The sequence below is a fragment of the Palleronia pontilimi genome (assembly GCF_016412875.1).
Lineage (GTDB): Bacteria > Pseudomonadota > Alphaproteobacteria > Rhodobacterales > Rhodobacteraceae > Palleronia > Palleronia pontilimi.
In genome coordinates, this window is sequence record NZ_JAEKPD010000002.1 from 270,356 (window position 1) to 286,150 (window position 15,795).

General features: G+C 66.0%; 19 protein-coding genes and 1 tRNA gene. 9 read left to right on the plus strand and 11 right to left on the minus strand.

Annotation, left to right across the window (positions count from 1 at the left end; all coding sequences use genetic code 11):
• Positions 1–22: 22 nt before the first annotated feature.
• Positions 23–256 (plus strand): hypothetical protein, encoded by a 234-nt coding sequence (locus ILP92_RS04245; RefSeq protein ID WP_198915121.1) that lies wholly within the window; start codon positions 23–25, stop codon positions 254–256.
• 1 nt (position 257) lies between these two features.
• A complete protein-coding gene (locus tag ILP92_RS04250) occupies positions 258–728 on the plus strand; it encodes a host attachment family protein (protein ID WP_198915122.1) in 471 nt (156 codons plus the stop codon).
• A 76-nt stretch (positions 729–804) separates the two neighbouring features.
• Here ILP92_RS04250 and gpt read toward each other — a convergent pair whose 3' ends face one another.
• The 3 genes from gpt to fabI are packed head-to-tail and all read right to left on the minus strand — an operon-like array spanning position 805 to position 2,767.
• A complete protein-coding gene (gpt, locus tag ILP92_RS04255) occupies positions 805–1,326 on the minus strand; it encodes a xanthine phosphoribosyltransferase (RefSeq protein WP_198915123.1) in 522 nt (173 codons plus the stop codon).
• A gap of 15 nt (positions 1,327–1,341) precedes the next feature.
• Entirely contained in the window at positions 1,342–1,956 is a 615-nt protein-coding gene (locus ILP92_RS04260; RefSeq protein ID WP_198915124.1) for a LysE family translocator, read from the minus strand.
• A gap of 4 nt (positions 1,957–1,960) precedes the next feature.
• Positions 1,961–2,767, minus strand: coding sequence for an enoyl-ACP reductase FabI (gene fabI / locus ILP92_RS04265; protein ID WP_198915125.1), 807 nt, complete (start codon positions 2,765–2,767; stop codon positions 1,961–1,963).
• An 88-nt stretch (positions 2,768–2,855) separates the two neighbouring features.
• Between fabI and pdxH the strand changes: the two genes are divergently transcribed.
• The 5 genes from pdxH (at position 2,856) to ILP92_RS04290 (ending at position 8,753) form a co-directional block, all read left to right on the plus strand.
• Positions 2,856–3,461, plus strand: coding sequence for a pyridoxamine 5'-phosphate oxidase (gene pdxH, locus ILP92_RS04270; RefSeq protein ID WP_198915126.1), 606 nt, complete (start codon positions 2,856–2,858; stop codon positions 3,459–3,461).
• 101 nt (positions 3,462–3,562) lie between these two features.
• On the plus strand, positions 3,563–4,117 hold the full coding sequence (locus tag ILP92_RS04275) for a cold-shock protein (protein ID WP_198915127.1): 555 nt from the start codon (positions 3,563–3,565) through the stop codon (positions 4,115–4,117).
• Positions 4,066–4,563, plus strand: coding sequence for a DUF192 domain-containing protein (locus tag ILP92_RS04280; RefSeq protein WP_198915128.1), 498 nt, complete (start codon positions 4,066–4,068; stop codon positions 4,561–4,563). The genes ILP92_RS04275 and ILP92_RS04280 overlap by 52 nt, the downstream gene beginning before the upstream one ends.
• A 44-nt stretch (positions 4,564–4,607) precedes the next feature.
• Positions 4,608–4,684, plus strand: a tRNA-Pro gene (locus ILP92_RS04285).
• Positions 4,685–5,126: 442 nt separating this feature from the next.
• A complete protein-coding gene (locus ILP92_RS04290; protein WP_198915129.1) occupies positions 5,127–8,753 on the plus strand; it encodes a vitamin B12-dependent ribonucleotide reductase in 3,627 nt (1,208 codons plus the stop codon).
• 162 nt (positions 8,754–8,915) lie between these two features.
• On the opposite strand, the gene ILP92_RS04295 is transcribed toward ILP92_RS04290, so the two are convergent.
• Entirely contained in the window at positions 8,916–9,110 is a 195-nt protein-coding gene (locus ILP92_RS04295; RefSeq protein WP_198915130.1) for a hypothetical protein, read from the minus strand.
• A complete protein-coding gene (locus ILP92_RS04300) occupies positions 9,107–9,874 on the minus strand; it encodes an SDR family oxidoreductase (RefSeq protein WP_198915131.1) in 768 nt (255 codons plus the stop codon). The genes ILP92_RS04295 and ILP92_RS04300 overlap by 4 nt, the downstream gene beginning before the upstream one ends.
• 130 nt (positions 9,875–10,004) lie before the next feature.
• On the opposite strand from ILP92_RS04300, the gene ILP92_RS04305 reads away from it, so the two are divergent.
• The gene (locus ILP92_RS04305; protein WP_198915132.1) at positions 10,005–10,937 is read left to right on the plus strand and encodes a Gfo/Idh/MocA family protein; all 933 of its coding nucleotides are present in this window, start codon (positions 10,005–10,007) and stop codon (positions 10,935–10,937) included.
• A 158-nt stretch (positions 10,938–11,095) separates the two neighbouring features.
• Positions 11,096–11,464, plus strand: coding sequence for a hypothetical protein (locus tag ILP92_RS04310; protein ID WP_198915133.1), 369 nt, complete (start codon positions 11,096–11,098; stop codon positions 11,462–11,464).
• A gap of 2 nt (positions 11,465–11,466) precedes the next feature.
• On the opposite strand, the gene ILP92_RS04315 is transcribed toward ILP92_RS04310, so the two are convergent.
• From ILP92_RS04315 to ILP92_RS04340, 6 genes are all read right to left on the minus strand, one after another.
• Complete coding sequence (locus tag ILP92_RS04315; RefSeq protein ID WP_198915134.1) at positions 11,467–11,892, minus strand: cupin domain-containing protein; 426 nt, start codon at positions 11,890–11,892, stop codon at positions 11,467–11,469.
• Positions 11,889–12,569 (minus strand): haloacid dehalogenase type II, encoded by a 681-nt coding sequence (locus ILP92_RS04320; RefSeq protein WP_198915135.1) that lies wholly within the window; start codon positions 12,567–12,569, stop codon positions 11,889–11,891. Before ILP92_RS04320 ends, ILP92_RS04315 begins: the two co-directional genes overlap by 4 nt.
• Positions 12,569–13,156 (minus strand): GNAT family N-acetyltransferase, encoded by a 588-nt coding sequence (locus tag ILP92_RS04325; protein WP_198915136.1) that lies wholly within the window; start codon positions 13,154–13,156, stop codon positions 12,569–12,571. The genes ILP92_RS04320 and ILP92_RS04325 overlap by 1 nt, the downstream gene beginning before the upstream one ends.
• A complete protein-coding gene (eno, locus tag ILP92_RS04330) occupies positions 13,153–14,427 on the minus strand; it encodes a phosphopyruvate hydratase (RefSeq protein ID WP_198915137.1) in 1,275 nt (424 codons plus the stop codon). The genes ILP92_RS04325 and eno overlap by 4 nt, the downstream gene beginning before the upstream one ends.
• A 66-nt stretch (positions 14,428–14,493) precedes the next feature.
• Positions 14,494–15,366 (minus strand): DMT family transporter, encoded by an 873-nt coding sequence (locus ILP92_RS04335; protein WP_198915138.1) that lies wholly within the window; start codon positions 15,364–15,366, stop codon positions 14,494–14,496.
• Between the two features lie 4 nt (positions 15,367–15,370).
• Entirely contained in the window at positions 15,371–15,781 is a 411-nt protein-coding gene (locus ILP92_RS04340; RefSeq protein WP_198915139.1) for a Fur family transcriptional regulator, read from the minus strand.
• Positions 15,782–15,795: the final 14 nt, after the last annotated feature.

The window sequence follows — 15,795 nt, forward strand, 5'->3', positions numbered from 1 at the left end:
CACAAGAACGAGGAGACAGGCCATGGCCGAGCGTCAACGATCCAAGGACGGCGTCAAGGAAACCGAGAAATTCACCGACGAGGCCGCGGCACCGTCGCATCAGGGCCGCTCGGACGGCGCGCTGGAGCGCAAGGTCGGCACGCGCGACCTGGAAAACACAGCCAAGCACGGCGAGGGCGCGACCCGCGTCACCAAGTCGGACGAGAAGGGCGAAGGCAACCTGGGTGGCCATCATGGCACCGGCGGGGACGACTAGTATGGCCAAGCTGACCCAAGGCACCTGGGTGCTGATCGCCGACGGTGAAAAGGCGCTGATCCTGGAAAACCAGACCGATCACGAGAACCCGTACCTGACCGTCCTGACCAAGGAAGAGCAGGAAAATCCGCCCGACCGCGAGCAATCGGCGAACCGCCGCGGCCGCATGGCCGATGGCGCGGGCGGCGCCGAGAACGCGGGCCAGCGCTCGGCCTTTGACGACACCGATTGGCACGAATTGCAAAAAGAGCGGTTCGCCAGCGACCTGGCCGACATGCTCTACAAGCGGGCCCATCGCGGCGCCTTCGACAGCATCGTTCTGGTCGCCGGGCCGAACATCTTGGGCGAGCTGCGCGACAACCTGCACCAGGAGGTCAGCAGCAAGGTCATCGCCGAGATCGACAAGACGCTGACCAATCACTCGATCGACGACATCGAGAAGATCGTGAAAGAGGAACTGGATCACGCCTGACCGGCGTGCCGCCGAAAGGTGGATATTTCCAAGAACAAAGACGGGGCAGGGCGCGCGACGCTCTGCCCTTTTCGCGTCAATCCTGGCCGCGATAGGGTGGGACGTATTGCATCGCCATGTCCCAGGGAAAGAAGATCCAGGTGTCCTGGCTGACTTCGGTGACGAAGGTATCGACCTGCTGGCGGCCGCTGGGCTTGGCGTAGACCGTCGCGAAATGGGCGTTGGGATAGAGCGCGCGCACCAGCTCCAGCGTCTTGCCGCTGTCCACAAGGTCATCGATGATCAGGATGCCGGTGCCGTCGCCCATCATCTTTGCATCTGGGGATTTCAGCACATGCGCCTCGGATTGCGCCTGGTGGTCGTAGCTTTTCACGCTGATCGTGTCGACGGTGCGGATGTCGAGCTCGCGCGCGACGATCATCGCGGGCGCCATGCCGCCGCGGGTGATCGCCACCACCGCGCGCCACCCGCCGCCCTGTTCGCCCGCCTCGCCGTCGGGCCCGAGCCCATCCAGCCGCCACGCCAGCGCGCGCGCATCGCGGTGGATCTGGTCCCACGAGACGTGAAAGCCCTTCTCATGCGGCAGCCGGTCGGTCATGGCGTTTCCCTCTTATCAGCCTGCCGCGACTTTTGCCCCCAGCGCGGCAAGGAGTCCACCGAATGTCCGGTCCAAGGCCGTCTTTGCCGAGGCATAGGCCCGCTGGGCGCGGGGCAGTGAGAACGCCCAGGCCACGACCAGGTACCAGGCGGTTTCGACCCAAAGCACGTTGACGAGGATCGCCGCCTTTTCCCAAGGCAGCGCCGTGACGGGCACGAGGCCCACGAAAACGGCGCCGAAGAAGATCGCGGGCTTGGGGTTTGCCAGCATGGCGGCGGCGCCCAGTTGCACGGCACCGAGCGTGCCGAGTGGCACCGCAGCCTCGTCGATCCGCGGCAGGGGCGCGCGGGCGTGGCGCCACATGGTGATCCCCAGATAGACCAGGAACAGCCCGCCCGCGACCTTCAACGCGATGAAGACCGGCGGCACCCGGTCGAACAGCAGCGACAGACCCGCAAGGGCCGCGAAGGCCCAGAGCGTGGCTGCCATCCCGTAGCCAAGCGCCAGCCCCGCGGCCGGGCGGAACCCTTCCGAGACCGCCGTGCGCACACTCAGAACGAAGGCCGGGCCGGGACTGATCGCCGCCAGAAGATGGGCCAGCGCGATGACCACGAAGGGCCACAGACCCACCCGGTCAGTCCTTGCTCATGTCGGGCGCGTCGACGGCCTTCATGCCCACCACGTGATAGCCCGCATCCACGTGCAGAACCTCGCCCGTGGTGCCCGAGCCCAAATCGCTGAGAAGATACAAAGCCGAGCCGCCCACGTCGTCGATGCTGACATTGCGGCGCAGGGGCGAGTTGTACTCGTTCCACTTCATGATGTAGCGGAAATCGCCGATCCCGCTGGCCGCGAGCGTCTTGATCGGTCCCGCGCTGATGGCGTTGACGCGGATGCCGTCCTTGCCCAGGTCCTCGGCCAGGTAGCGCACCGATGCTTCCAGCGCGGCCTTGGCGACGCCCATGACGTTGTAATGCGGCATGACCCGCTCGGCGCCGTAATAGGTCATGGTCAGCGCCGATCCGCCCTTGGTCATCAGCTTCTCGGCGCGCTGCATCACGGCGGTGAAGGAATAGACCGAGATGTCCATGGACATGCGGAAATTCTCGCGGCTGGTGTCGACGTAGCGTCCGCGCAGCTCCTCCTTGTCGGAAAAGCCGATGGCGTGGACGACGAAATCAAGGCTGCCCCAGCGCTCGGCAATGGCGTCGAAGGTGGCGTCGATGCTGTCCATCTCGGCCACGTTGCAGGGCACCACGAAGTCCGAGCCCAGCTTTTCGGCCAGCGGGACCACCCGCTTTTTCAACGCGTCGCCCTGGTACGAGAACGCCAGTTCGGCGCCCGCATCCGCCAGGGCCTTGGCGATGCCCCAGGCGATGGACTTGTCATTGGCCAAGCCCATGATCAGCCCGCGCTTGCCCGCCATCAAAGTGTTTGACATCCCGCTTCCCTTTGGCAATTACCTTAACTTCACTAGGGCTTAGGCCATTCGACGAATTGCTTCAAGTCACCGAGAAGGGCGCCAAGCCATGACCGCGACCGACAGCATTTTCGACGCGTCCGATCCGTTTCAGTTGACACGCGACTGGATGGCGGACGCCGAGCGGACCGAGCCCAACGACCCCAACGCCATCGCGCTGTCCACCGTCGATGCGGACGGGATGCCCAATGTGCGCATCGTGCTTCTGAAGGAAATCGCGGACGACGCCTTTGTCTTCTACACCAATTACGGATCGCAAAAGGGTGTTGAACTGGGCCATAGCGGCAAGGCAGCCTTCGTGCTACATTGGAAGACGACACGTCGGCAGGTGCGTGTAAGGGGTCTTGTCAGCCGCCAGGACGATGCTCGGGCCGATGCCTATTTCGCTTCGCGCGACCTTGGGTCCCGCTTGGGCGCCTGGGCATCACGCCAGTCGCATCCGCTTGAAGATCGTGAAACGCTCGAAGCGCGGATCGAACAGGCACGAGAACGCTTCGGCGAAGATCCGCCGCGTCCGCCCCATTGGGGCGGGTTTCGCATTCGGCCGATCGAGTTCGAGTTCTGGGCGGACGGAAAGCATCGTCTTCACGACCGGGAAAAATGGGTGAAACCTGAACATTTGGTCAGGTGGACCGCGCAACGCCTTTTCCCGTAGCGCCCTCTGCGTAAAGCTGGGGGAACAATTCCATTAGTGGTGCCGGGCTGTTCGCCCACCGAAGATCACAGTGGGACGGGCGTAAGGCCCGGTTGATTCGTATGGCCGACAAGATACACGCGGATGGGGAAATCGTCACCGGTCGGGTGAAGTGGTTCGACTCGATCAAGGGGTTCGGTTTCGTAACCTGCGATACGGTGTCGGGCGACATCCTTCTGCACGCGAATGTCCTGCGGAATTTCGGGCAGAGCTCGGTATCGGACGGCTCGCAGATCCGGATGCGCATCGTCGAAACCCACCGCGGCCACCAGGCCACCGAGATCCTGGACGTCGAAGCCGCCCCGCCCGAAGACCACGGTCACGCCGAGGGGGATCTTCCCTTCGATCACTCGCTCGAAGGCGGCCCCCTGCAGCCCGCCCGCGTCAAATGGTTCGACCGGGCCAAGGGCTTTGGGTTTGCCAATGTGTTTGGTGACAGCGAAGATGTCTTCATCCATATCGAAGTTCTGCGCCGCTCGGCGCTGGCGGATCTGCAACCGGGCGAAGCGGTGGCGATCCGCGTGGCCGAGGGCGAGCGTGGACGGTTGGCGACGCAGGTGAGTGTATGGGAAAGTGCCTATTCCGCGGATGGCTCGTCCGAGCCGTCGTCGGACTGAGTCTTGTCGGCGGCGCAGCCAGCGCCGCCTGCCGCGATGACGCGGTCGAGCTGCGCGGGGATTTCGGCCAGGCGCGCTTCCGCATCGACCTGGCCGACGATCCCGCCGAGCGCGCGCAAGGCCTGATGTTCGTCGAGGACATGCCCGCGGGGCAGGGGATGCTGTTTGTCTACGAGCGCTCCCAGCCGGTGTCTTTCTGGATGCGCAACACGCTGATTCCGCTGGACATGATCTTCATGGATGCGTCCGGAACGGTGCAGAAGGTGCACGAAAACGCCGTGCCCGGGGACCTGACGTCGATCCCGGGGGGCGACGACATCCTGGCGGTGCTGGAAATCAACGGCGGGCTGGCGCGCCAGGTGGGGATCGTCCCGGGCACCGAGCTGCGCCACCCCGCGCTGCCGCAGGATGTGGCGGCCTGGCCCTGTGACGGTGCCAAGCCCTAAGCGGGGTTTGCCAAAGCCGCGCCCCCGGTCTAAAGGGGCGCAGTCGGGGCGTGGCGCAGCCTGGTAGCGCGGCGGTTTTGGGTACCGTAGGTCGTAGGTTCGAATCCTATCGCCCCGACCATTCGTCACCCAGATTTAGCGTTGCGCACAAATTCAGCCGCAAACTGTAGATTTGCCCACAGCGTGTCGGGCCTGCATCTTTCGCACCCGCAGCATTTTTCGGACCGGCGGCGCGACCGGTAATTCGCGGACCGGCAGGATTCCGCTGATTCATAAGCCTTTTTCGGGACACGCCTCGCAGCACTTGAATTCCGGGCGGGCGACCGGATCTCCCGCCACCTCAGATTGCTGTGGAAAAGTGAAATTTCCGTGTTGACCGAATCCCGCCGAATGCGCCACCTTGTGTTGGCAAGGCAGGCGAACACCAGATATAGTGGCGCTACCTAGGGGCCGGGGTTTTCTCCCTCTCCGGCCAATGGCGCCCTTACGGTCTGCGCTCGACCGCCTTGCACGACATTTAGCGCGAAACGCGCCGTACAAACTTTGACGATGGGGCAGCTCTTATGAAAATCGACCGCAGATTCACCAAGGCCGGGCAGGACGCCTATGCCGATCTGGACTTCACGACCACCGTGTCCGAGATCCGCAATCCTGACGGCACGGTCGTCTTTCGCAACGACGCGGTCGAAGTCCCCTCCAGCTGGAGCCAGGTTGCCAGCGACGTCATCGCCCAGAAATATTTCCGCAAGGCGGGTGTCCCGTCGAACCTGAAGCGCGTGAAGGAAAAGGGCGTGCCCGAGTTCCTGTGGCGCTCGGTCCCCGAAGAGGGCGCCGTCATGGGCGGCGAGACCTCGTCGAAGCAGGTCTTCGACCGGCTGGCGGGTGCCTGGGCCTATTGGGGCTGGAAGGGCGGCTATTTCACCACCGAAGCCGACGCCCGCGCCTATTACGACGAAATGCGCTTCATGCTGGCCACCCAGAAGGCCGCGCCGAACTCGCCCCAGTGGTTCAACACCGGCCTGCACTGGGCCTACGGCATCGACGGCCCGGCCCAGGGCCACCACTATGTCGACTACAAGACCGGCAAGCTCACGAAGTCCAAGTCCTCCTACGAGCACCCGCAGCCCCATGCCTGCTTCATCCAGTCGGTCAGCGACGACCTGGTGAACGACGGCGGCATCATGGACCTCTGGGTCCGCGAGGCGCGGCTGTTCAAGTACGGCTCGGGCACCGGCACCAACTTCTCGTCCCTGCGGGCCGAGGGCGAGGCGCTGTCGGGCGGCGGCAAGTCGTCGGGCCTCATGGGATTTCTCAAGATCGGCGACCGGGCGGCCGGCGCGATCAAATCAGGCGGCACAACCCGTCGAGCAGCGAAGATGGTGATCGTGGACGCCGATCACCCCGACATCGAAGCCTTCATCGACTGGAAGGTGCTGGAAGAACAGAAAGTCGCCAGCATCGTTGCCGGATCGAAGATGCACGAGAAGTACCTCAACGACATCTTCGCCGCGTTCAAGGCCTGGGACGGGATCGAAGCCGATGCATACGACCCCAAGAAGAACGAGACCCTGAAAGCGGCGATCCGCGCCGCCAAGAAGGTGTCCATCCCCGAGACCTACATCAAGCGCGTGCTGGATTACGGCAAGCAGGGTTACGAGTCGATCGAGTTCCCGACCTACGACACGGATTGGGACTCTGAGGCCTACAACTCGGTCTCGGGGCAGAATTCCAACAACTCGATCCGCGTGACCGATGCCTTCCTGAAGGCGGTGGAAACCGACGGCGACTGGGATCTCATCAACCGCACCAGCGGCAAGGTCGCCAAGACCGTCAAGGCGCGCGACCTGTGGGAAAAGGTCGGCCACGCCGCCTGGGCCTGCGCCGATCCCGGTATCCAGTACCACGACACCGTCAACGCCTGGCACACCTGCCCCGAAGACGGCGCGATCCGCGGGTCGAACCCGTGCTCCGAGTACATGTTCCTGGACGACACCGCCTGCAACCTGGCATCCATGAACCTGCTGACTTTCCTGAAGGACGGCCAGTTCCAGTCCGACGACTACATGCACGCCACGCGGCTCTGGACCGTGACGCTGGAGATCAGCGTGCTGATGGCGCAATTCCCGTCCAAGGAAATCGCCCAGCGCAGCTATGACTTCCGCACGCTGGGCCTGGGTTACGCCAATATCGGCGGCCTGCTGATGAACATGGGCTACGGCTACGACAGCGACGAGGGCCGTGCGCTTTGCGGTGCCCTGACCGCGCTGATGACGGGCGTTTCCTACGCCACCTCGGCCGAGATGGCGGGCGAGCTGGGCGCGTTTCCCGGTTACGCCAAGAACGCCGAGCACATGCTGCGCGTCATCCGCAACCACCGCACCGCGGCCCAGGGCAAAGCGTCCGGCTACGATGCGCTGGACGTGAAGCCGGTGCCGCTGGACCACGACAACTGCCCCGACGCGTCGCTGGTGGACCTGGCGACGGCCGCCTGGGACGAGGCGCTGGCGCTGGGCGAAAAGCACGGGTTCCGCAACGCGCAGGTCAGCGTGATCGCGCCCACCGGCACCATCGGGCTGGTCATGGATTGCGACACCACCGGGATCGAGCCTGACTTCGCCCTAGTGAAGTTCAAGAAGCTCGCCGGTGGCGGCTATTTCAAGATCATCAACCAGTCCGTGCCCGCAGCACTGGAAAACCTTGGTTACGGCAGCGCCCAGATCTCCGAGATCGTCAGCCACGCCGTGGGCCACGGTACGCTGGGCAACGCGCCCGGCATCAACCACCAGGCGCTGATCGGTCACGGCTTCGGCCAGGCCGAGATCGACAGGATCGAAACCGCGCTGCCCTCGGCCTTCGACATCCGCTTCGTGATGAACCAGTGGACGCTGGGCGAAGAGTTCTGCCGCGAAACGCTGGGCATCCCGGCCGCCAAGCTGAACGATCCCGCCTTCGATCTGCTGCGGCACCTGGGCTTCACCCGCGCCGATATCGACCGCGCCAACGACCACGTCTGCGGGACCATGACGCTGGAAAACGCGCCGCACCTGAAGGTCGAGCACTACCACATCTTCGACTGTGCCAATCCCTGCGGCAAGACCGGCAAGCGGTATCTCAGCGTCGACAGCCACATCCACATGATGGCCGCCGCGCAGTCCTTCATCTCGGGCGCGATCTCCAAGACGATCAACATGCCCAACGATGCCACCATCGAGGACTGCCAGCGCGCCTACGAGCTGTCGTGGTCGCTGGGGGTGAAGGCCAACGCGCTCTACCGCGACGGCTCGAAACTCAGCCAGCCGCTGGCCTCGGCGCTGGTCGAGGATGACGAGGAAGCCGAGGAAATCCTCGCCACCGGCTCGGCGCAGGAAAAGGCGACCGTCCTGGCCGAAAAGATCGTCGAGCGGGTCGTGATGAAAGAGGTCGAAAAGGCCCGCGGCCGCGACAAGCTGCCCGAGCGTCGGCGCGGCTATACCCAGAAGGCCATCGTCGGCGGCCACAAGGTGTATCTGCGCACCGGCGAATACCGCGACGGCAAGCTGGGCGAGATCTTCATCGACATGCACAAGGAAGGTGCCGGCTTCCGCGCCATGATGAACAACTTCGCCATCGCGGTGTCGGTGGGCCTGCAATACGGCGTGCCGCTGGAAGAATTCGTCGACGCCTTCACCTTCACCCGGTTCGAGCCGGCCGGCATGGTCCAGGGCAACGAGACGATCAAGAACGCCACGTCGATCCTGGACTACATCTTCCGCGAGCTGGCGGTCAGCTACCTGGACCGCAGCGACCTGGCCCATGTGAAGCCCGAAGGCCAGTCCTTCGACGATCTCGGCCGGGGCGAGGAAGAGGGCAAGCGCAACTTCGCGGACGTGCCCGACAGCACCGGCACGTCGCCGCTGGACGTGCTGCGCCAGGTCGCGTCCACCGGCTTCCTGCGCAACCGCCCGCCGCAAGAGTTCCTGGTCATGCAGGGCGGCGCGATGGAACGCGTGATCTCGGACGTGGCCGAAGTGGTCGCGGCCAGCAGCGAAACGGCGCTCGCCACCGGCACCGTCACGATGGATGCCCGCGCCAAGGCCAAGATGCAGGGCTACGAGGGCGATCCCTGCGGCGAATGCGGCAACTACACGCTGGTGCGCAACGGCACCTGCATGAAGTGCAACACCTGCGGTGGGACGTCGGGGTGCAGCTAGGAAATACGGGCGTCGGGTCGAGATGGCCCGACGCCCGGAACGGTCACGGAGTAGGTGAGCCTACTCTGGGCGTGGATCAGGCCGCAGGCAGAAAATAAAATCGAGCGGTAACAGAATGAGCCTGATCGACGAAACTCACGGGGTCCCTTCGGGGGCCCCTTTTTACGCGTCGTCGTCCTTGGGAAAGGCGATGAAGAATTCGTAGGCGCAGAGCGCCGCCATCCCGCCCACGATCACCGCCCAGCCGTGATTGCCCTGCCACAGCTCGAACGCCGTCCAGAGCATGCAGAACCCCGTGATCGCCACGCGCCGCCAGAGCGGGCGATAGAACGGGTGACGGGTGTCGACGATCTTCATTCCGGATACATCCCCGGCACCACCTGGTCGAAATCCACGCACGCCCCGGTCATCACGCCCGCCTCGTGGCTCAGCAGGTAGGACGCCAGCCCCGCCACGTGTTCGGGCTTGACCAGCTGGCCCATGGGCCGCGACGCCTCGGCCCGCTCCAGCCAGTCGTCGCCCGCGCCGTGGAACTTGCGCTGCACCGCGTCCTCGCCCGGCGTGTCCATCCAGCCCACGTTGATCCCGTTCACCCGGATCCGGTCGGGCGCCAGCGTATGGCCCGCGTTCTTCGTCACATGCGCCAGCGCGGCTTTCGACGCGGCATAGGGCGACAGGAAGGACTGGCCGCCATGCACCACGATGGACAGGATGTTCACCACCGCCGCCGGGTGGCCCGCGGCCTTGGCCAGTTGCGCGAAGCGTTGCAGCGCGAAATAGGGCGAGCGCAGGTTGATCGTCATGATCCGGTCGAAAAGCTCGGGCGTGGTGTCCAGGATCGTGCCCCGGTCCGTCGTCGCCCCGGCCACCACCAGCGCGTCCAGCCGCCCCAGGTCGCGCGCCGCGTCCTCGACAACGCGCACCGTGTCGTCGGTGTCGATCAGGTCCGACGCGACGAAGCGTGCGCCGACGCGCGCGGCGGCCTGCGCGCCTTTCGCCTCATCCCGCCCCGTCAGCACCAGGCGCGTGCAGCCGTCGTCGCGCAGCCGCTCGGCGATGGCCAGGCCGACGCCCTGCGTTCCGCCCAGGATCAGCGCCCGCGTCTCGTCGTGTCGGCCCATGCTATCCCCCCTCGCGCAACCCAGCCCCGAGTCTAGGAAACCGCCGCCGCCGCGCAAGCTGGAAAGACGGTTGATCCTGCGTCCCGCCACGCCACATGGTCGCGCAACGCAGTCCCAAGGAGCATCCCCCGTGAGCGTCACCAAGATCGCCATCATGGGCGTGGGCAAGATCGCCCGCGACCAGCATATCCCCGCCATCGCCGCGCGCGATGATTTCGAACTGGCCGCCACGGTCAGCGGATCGGGCGGGGTGGACGGGATCGAGAACCACGACACCCTTGCCGACCTGCTGGACGCGCGCCCCGATATCTCGGCCATCGCCATGACCATGCCGCCGATGCCCCGCTTCGACGCCGCGCGCCGGGCCATCGCCGCCGGACGCCACGTGATGCTGGAAAAGCCGCCCGGCGCCACGACCAGCGAGGTGCGGCAGCTGATCGACATGGCGCGCGCCGCGGGCGTCACCTTGCACGGCACCTGGCATTCGCGCCACGCCGACGCGGTCGCGTCAGTGCGCCAGTGGCTTGCGACCCGCACGATCACCGGCGGCCATATCCTGTGGAAAGAGAACGTGCGCGAATGGCACCCGGGACAGCAATGGATATGGCAGCCCGGCGGCATGGGCGTCTTCGACACCGGCATCAACGCGCTGTCGATCCTGACCGAGATCCTTCCGGTCGATCTGCGCGTGCGGACCTCGGTGCTGTCGTTCCCCGCCAACCGCGACGCGCCCATCGCCGCCGATCTGGTCTTCGCGGGGCCCGACGGGGTCACTATAACCGCGGATATGGACTGGCGCTACGCCGACACCGCGCGCTGGGAGCAGACGATAAAGACCGAAGACGGAACAGTGAAACTGCTTGAAGGCGGTGCGCGCTGGACGCTCGATGGGGTCAAGCAGAAAGCCGAGGGCCCGGGCGAATATCCCGGTGTCTATGCGCGCTTCGCCGAGTTGCTGTCGCGCGGCGAAAGCGACGTGGACGACCGGCCGCTGCGCCACGTGGCCGACGCCTTTCTGCTGGCCAAGCACATCTCCGTCGACCCGTTCCACGACGACGCATGAACCCCTTGGGGCAGGCCAGCCGATCCCACCGGCGAGAGCCAGGGAAACCGGGCTGCCCGGACCGGCATCGGCGCAATCCCGCTGAGCGCGGCGATCCCGAAGAACCCGATGGTCGGTCCGCACGTTACGGAGTCATCACCTTTGCAATGGAGCCGAACATGCGGACTTATCTGATGACAGTGGCGGCGATCGCCGCTCTGATCGCCCCTGCCAGCGCGCAGGTCATGCCCGAAGGCAGCGTCACGGCGGGCGCCATCACCGGCGGCTCGGTCTATCAATCGGGACCCAGCGTCAGCCTGACGCCCGGCGCCACGCAGGACGCGATTTCGTCCGACTGGAACCAGATCGGCACGATCAGCGATGTCGTCCTGTCGAGCGGGGGTGAGCTGATCGGGATCCTCGCCACGCTGGAAATGGGCGAGGTCTTCCTGCCGGTCGAAAGCGCCAACCTGGTCGCGGCACCGGGGCAGGATTTCGCCTTCGTCACCGACCTGACCCTGGAAGAGCTGCAGGGACAGGCGCAGTAACCTCAGGCCCCGCGCGGGATATCGAATCCGGGCGGGGCCAGCTCGAACCCGGCGAAGTCGAATGCGGGGCTGACCGTGCAGCCCGCGAGCGTCCAGTCACCGGTGCTGCGGGCCATCTGCCAGTGATGCGCGCGCACGATGATCTGCGGTGACTGGCCCGCCGCCAGGTCCGCGCCAAGCACCACGTCGCGCGCGGGCCCATCCCGGGATTCGCTGAGCGACAGGGTCAGCGGTGCGCCGCTGTAGAAATGCCAGATCTCGGTGGCATCCACCCGGTGCCAATGACTGACCTCGTCGGCTGCGAGCAGGAAGTAGATGCAGGTGCCCGCGGTCCGGCCCGTTCCGGGCGCGATCCAGGTCTGGCGGTAATGCCCACCCTCGGGATGGGGCTGCAGGCCAAGCTGCGCGATGATCTGGTCCGCGGTCATGGCAGGGCGTCCGCCAGCGCGTTGAAGTCGGTGGCGTTGGCATCCCACGCGGCGTCGGGCTCCAGGTCGGTGACCTGGCCCGCCCCGTGCTCGGTCGGGCGGGCCACGAAGGCGGTGCGCAACCCGGCCGCGCGCGCGGCGTGCAGGTCGTCATTGTGGGCCGCGACCATCATCACCCGGTCCGGCGACAGGCGCAGGGCCGCGCAGGCGGCCAGGTAGACCTGCGGCTTCGGCTTATAGTCGCGGGCGATCTCGGCGCCGAGGATGCAGTCCCACGGAAGGCCCGCGTGGCGCGCAAGCCGCGTCATCAGCGCGATCGAGCCGTTGGAGCAGGGTGCGACGATCCGCTTTTCCCGCATCGCGGCCAGGCCGGGCACGGTGTCGGGCCACGGCGCGAGCCGCTCCCAGGCGCGGGCCAGCTGCGCGGGATCGGGACAGGTCACGCCGAAGCGGTCCAACACGATTTCCAGGTTTTCGCGGTGCAAATCGTCCAGCGCCACGTAGCCGCGCCCGCCCGAGCGGATCCGCTCCATCGCGGGCTGATACTCGGCCCGCCAGGCGTCGGCGAAGGCGAACGCGTCCACCGACGGGATCGCCACCGCCACCTCGCGCGCGACCGAGCCGCGCCAATCCACGCAGGTGCCGAACACGTCGAAGATCAGCGCGCCCAACTCCATCAGAGCATCGGAACGGCGGGCGCGGCTGCTTCGTCCAGAACCCCCATCGCGCGCGGATCCGGGAACAAGCGCACTTCGCGCCGCTCTGCGCGAAAGCCGTTCTTCAGGTAGAAGGGCAACGCCTTCGGTGCATCCAGGGTGCAGGTGTTCAGCCGGATGGTTCGTGCCCCCTGGCTGGCCATCATGTTCTGGACCTGCGCCATCAGCCAGGTGCCGATCCCGCGCCCGATGGCCGGGGGTGTCAGCCCGAAGAACGCGATCTGCGGATCGTCGCGGTCGCGGAAATCCAGCTCGACCATGCCCAGGGGTCCGTTGTCGCCGGTCAGCACGTAAAGCTCGACATCGGGGTCGAAGATGATCGCCATCAGGTCATCATCGCCCAGCATCAGCCGCGAGGTCCAAAGCCAGTCGCGCCCGATCAACTTGAAGAGATCGCGGTAAGTCGCTGTGGGCATACGGGTTTCGCGTTTCAGCACCACGCCGTCCGGGGCCGGTACGGGCGCCATGGGACGCTCGCAGACCAGGTGCGTGACGACGACGGCCAGAAGCCCGTGCGGGATGTCGTAGTGGCCTTCCTGCAGCCTCACCGCAGGATCGACTTTCCGGCGTAGATCGCCGTCTCGCCCAGGATTTCCTCGATCCGGATCAGCTGGTTGTATTTCGCCAGCCGGTCCGAGCGCGCCAGAGACCCGGTCTTGATCTGCCCACAATTGGTCGCCACGGCCAGGTCGGCGATGGTGGCGTCCTCGGTCTCGCCCGAGCGGTGCGACATGACGTTGGTGAAGCGCGCGCGATGGGCCATGTCGACGGCCTTCAGCGTCTCGGACAGGGTGCCGATCTGGTTGACCTTCACCAGCATCGAGTTCGCGCTGCCCCGCTCGATCCCCTCGGCCAAGCGCTTGGGGTTGGTGACGAACAGGTCGTCGCCCACGAGCTGCACCCGGTCGCCCAGCGCGTCGGTCAACATCTTCCAGCCGTCCCAGTCGTCTTCGGACATGCCGTCCTCGATCGACAGGATCGGGTAATCGGCCACCAGCTTTTCCAGGTAGGCTACGTTTTCTTCCGACGACAGCGACACGCCTTCGCCCTTCAGCTCGTACTTGCCGTTCTCGTAATACTCGGTCGCCGCGCAATCCATCGCCAGCATGATGTCGTCACCGGGGGTGTAGCCCGCCTTTTCCACCGATTTCAGGATGAAATCCAGCGCGTCGCGGGTGCTGCCGAGCTCGGGCGCGAAGCCGCCTTCGTCGCCGAGGCCGGTGGACATGCCCGCCGCCGACAGCTCTTTCTTCAGGGTGTGGAACACCTCGGCGCCCATGCGGACGGCGTCGCGGATATTGCCCGCGCTGACGGGCATGATCATGAATTCCTGGATGTCGATCGGATTGTCGGCATGTTCTCCGCCATTGATGATGTTCATCATCGGGACGGGCAGGGTGCGCGCGGACGTGCCACCCACGTAGCGGAACAGCGGCTGGCCGCAGAACTCGGCCGCGGCCTTGGCCGTGGCGAGCGACACGCCCAGGATCGCGTTGGCGCCAAGTCGGCCCTTGTTGTCGGTGCCGTCCATTTCGATCATCGTGGCGTCGATGGCTTCCTGTTCGGTCGCGTCCATGCCCACGAGGCCCTCGGCCAGCTCGCCGTTGACAGAGGCCACGGCCTGCAACACGCCCTTGCCCATGTAGCGGGCCTTGTCGCCGTCGCGCTTTTCCACCGCCTCGTGCTGGCCGGTGGACGCGCCCGAGGGCACGGCGGCCCGGCCCATGGTGCCGTCCTCCAGGGTCACGTCGACCTCGACCGTCGGATTGCCCCGGCTGTCCAGGATTTCGCGTGCCATGATGTCGATGATCGTGCTCATTGGTCCCTCCTTGCCTTCATTTGCGCTGAACCTAGCGCGTCGATCGGGCAGGGGGAAGGGATTGCGCTAACAGCCCGCCACCCGCGCATCCCGCCGCTCGCGCAGGACGGTGTAGATGCCGGTCACGACCACCAGCGCGGCGCCCAGCAGCGTGCGCATGGACGGGCTTTCGCCCAGCACGATGATCCCCAGACCCATCGCGAAGATCAGCCGCGTGTAGCGGAAGGGGATCACCGCGCTGACCTCGCCCAGCCGCATGGCGGCGGTCAGGCCCCAGTAGCCGAACGCACCGACCAGCGCGCCGAAGGCGACCGCGATCAGGGTCGTCGCGTCGGGGGCCACCAAGCGCGGGTCGAAGGGGACCAAAAGCGCGCCCGAGACGAAGAAGGCGCAATATCCCCAGAAGCTCAGCTGGTGGGACGGGATGCGGCCCGGGATCCGGCGCGTCGCGAGATCGCGCATCATCAGGCCCACGACGCCCAGCACGGCGAACAGCGCCTCGGGGCGGAAATCCGCGCCGGTCGGGTCTAGGATGATCAGGATGCCGCAGAGCCCCAGCACCACCGCGGCCCAACGCCGCCAGCCCACCCGCTCGCCCAAGAACAGCGCGGCCCCCGCGGTCAGGGCAAGGGGTGTGGCCTGCAGGATCGCGGTCGCCAACGACAGCGGCACCAGCGCCAGGGCGGTGACAAACCCGCAAGAGCCGACGATATCGCCCAGGTTGCGCAGGATCACCAGCGGATGCAGGAAGTCCGGCCCGAACAAGGGCAGGCCGCGCCGTCGGCAGATCGCGCCGAACAGCACCAGCCCGACGCCGCCCAGCAGCCAGAAGATCTGCCAGACCGGCAGCGTCTGGGCCAGGATCTTGATGACCAGGTCCTCGACGGCGAAACACGCCATCGCTGCGCACATGAGCGCGATGGCGCGCAGGTTGTCCATCGGCTCAGTCCTTCAGCGGAACGCCGTAAAGCTCAAGCCGGTGCCCTTTCAGCCGGTATCCAAGCCGCCGGGCGATCCGCTCCTGCAGCTCTTCGATCTCGGGGTCGACGAATTCGATCACCCGGCCCGAATGCATGTCGATCAGGTGGTCGTGGTGGTCGCGCTCGGCATCCTCGTAACGCGCGCGCCCGTCGCCGAATTCGTGCTTTTCCAGGATGCCGGTTTCTTCGAACAGCTTCACCGTCCGGTACACTGTCGCGATCGAGATGTTGGGGTCGCGCTCGGCGGCGCGGGCGTAAAGCGTGTCCACGTCGGGGTGATCGTCGCTGTCCTGCAGGACCAGCGCGATGGTGCGGCGCTGGTCGGTCATGCGCAGCCCCTGGGCGGTGCAGCGATCCAGGATCGTATCGGACATGTCTTCCCCCCGCG

Excerpts from the sequence above, each read along its gene's own strand:
- ILP92_RS04245 (WP_198915121.1), top strand. The coding sequence starts at position 23 with ATGGCCGAGCGTCAACGATCCAAGGACGGCGTCAAGGAAACCGAGAAA.
- ILP92_RS04250 (WP_198915122.1), top strand. The coding sequence starts at position 258 with ATGGCCAAGCTGACCCAAGGCACCTGGGTGCTGATCGCCGACGGTGAA.
- gpt (WP_198915123.1), bottom strand. The coding sequence starts at position 1,326 with ATGACCGACCGGCTGCCGCATGAGAAGGGCTTTCACGTCTCGTGGGAC.
- fabI (WP_198915125.1), bottom strand. The coding sequence starts at position 2,767 with ATGTCAAACACTTTGATGGCGGGCAAGCGCGGGCTGATCATGGGCTTG.
- pdxH (WP_198915126.1), top strand. The coding sequence starts at position 2,856 with ATGACCGCGACCGACAGCATTTTCGACGCGTCCGATCCGTTTCAGTTG.
- ILP92_RS04275 (WP_198915127.1), top strand. The coding sequence starts at position 3,563 with ATGGCCGACAAGATACACGCGGATGGGGAAATCGTCACCGGTCGGGTG.
- ILP92_RS04280 (WP_198915128.1), top strand. The coding sequence starts at position 4,066 with ATGGGAAAGTGCCTATTCCGCGGATGGCTCGTCCGAGCCGTCGTCGGA.
- ILP92_RS04290 (WP_198915129.1), top strand. The coding sequence starts at position 5,127 with ATGAAAATCGACCGCAGATTCACCAAGGCCGGGCAGGACGCCTATGCC.
- ILP92_RS04295 (WP_198915130.1), bottom strand. The coding sequence starts at position 9,110 with ATGAAGATCGTCGACACCCGTCACCCGTTCTATCGCCCGCTCTGGCGG.
- ILP92_RS04300 (WP_198915131.1), bottom strand. The coding sequence starts at position 9,874 with ATGGGCCGACACGACGAGACGCGGGCGCTGATCCTGGGCGGAACGCAG.
- ILP92_RS04310 (WP_198915133.1), top strand. The coding sequence starts at position 11,096 with ATGCGGACTTATCTGATGACAGTGGCGGCGATCGCCGCTCTGATCGCC.
- ILP92_RS04315 (WP_198915134.1), bottom strand. The coding sequence starts at position 11,892 with ATGACCGCGGACCAGATCATCGCGCAGCTTGGCCTGCAGCCCCATCCC.
- ILP92_RS04320 (WP_198915135.1), bottom strand. The coding sequence starts at position 12,569 with ATGGAGTTGGGCGCGCTGATCTTCGACGTGTTCGGCACCTGCGTGGAT.
- eno (WP_198915137.1), bottom strand. The coding sequence starts at position 14,427 with ATGAGCACGATCATCGACATCATGGCACGCGAAATCCTGGACAGCCGG.
- ILP92_RS04335 (WP_198915138.1), bottom strand. The coding sequence starts at position 15,366 with ATGGACAACCTGCGCGCCATCGCGCTCATGTGCGCAGCGATGGCGTGT.
- ILP92_RS04340 (WP_198915139.1), bottom strand. The coding sequence starts at position 15,781 with ATGTCCGATACGATCCTGGATCGCTGCACCGCCCAGGGGCTGCGCATG.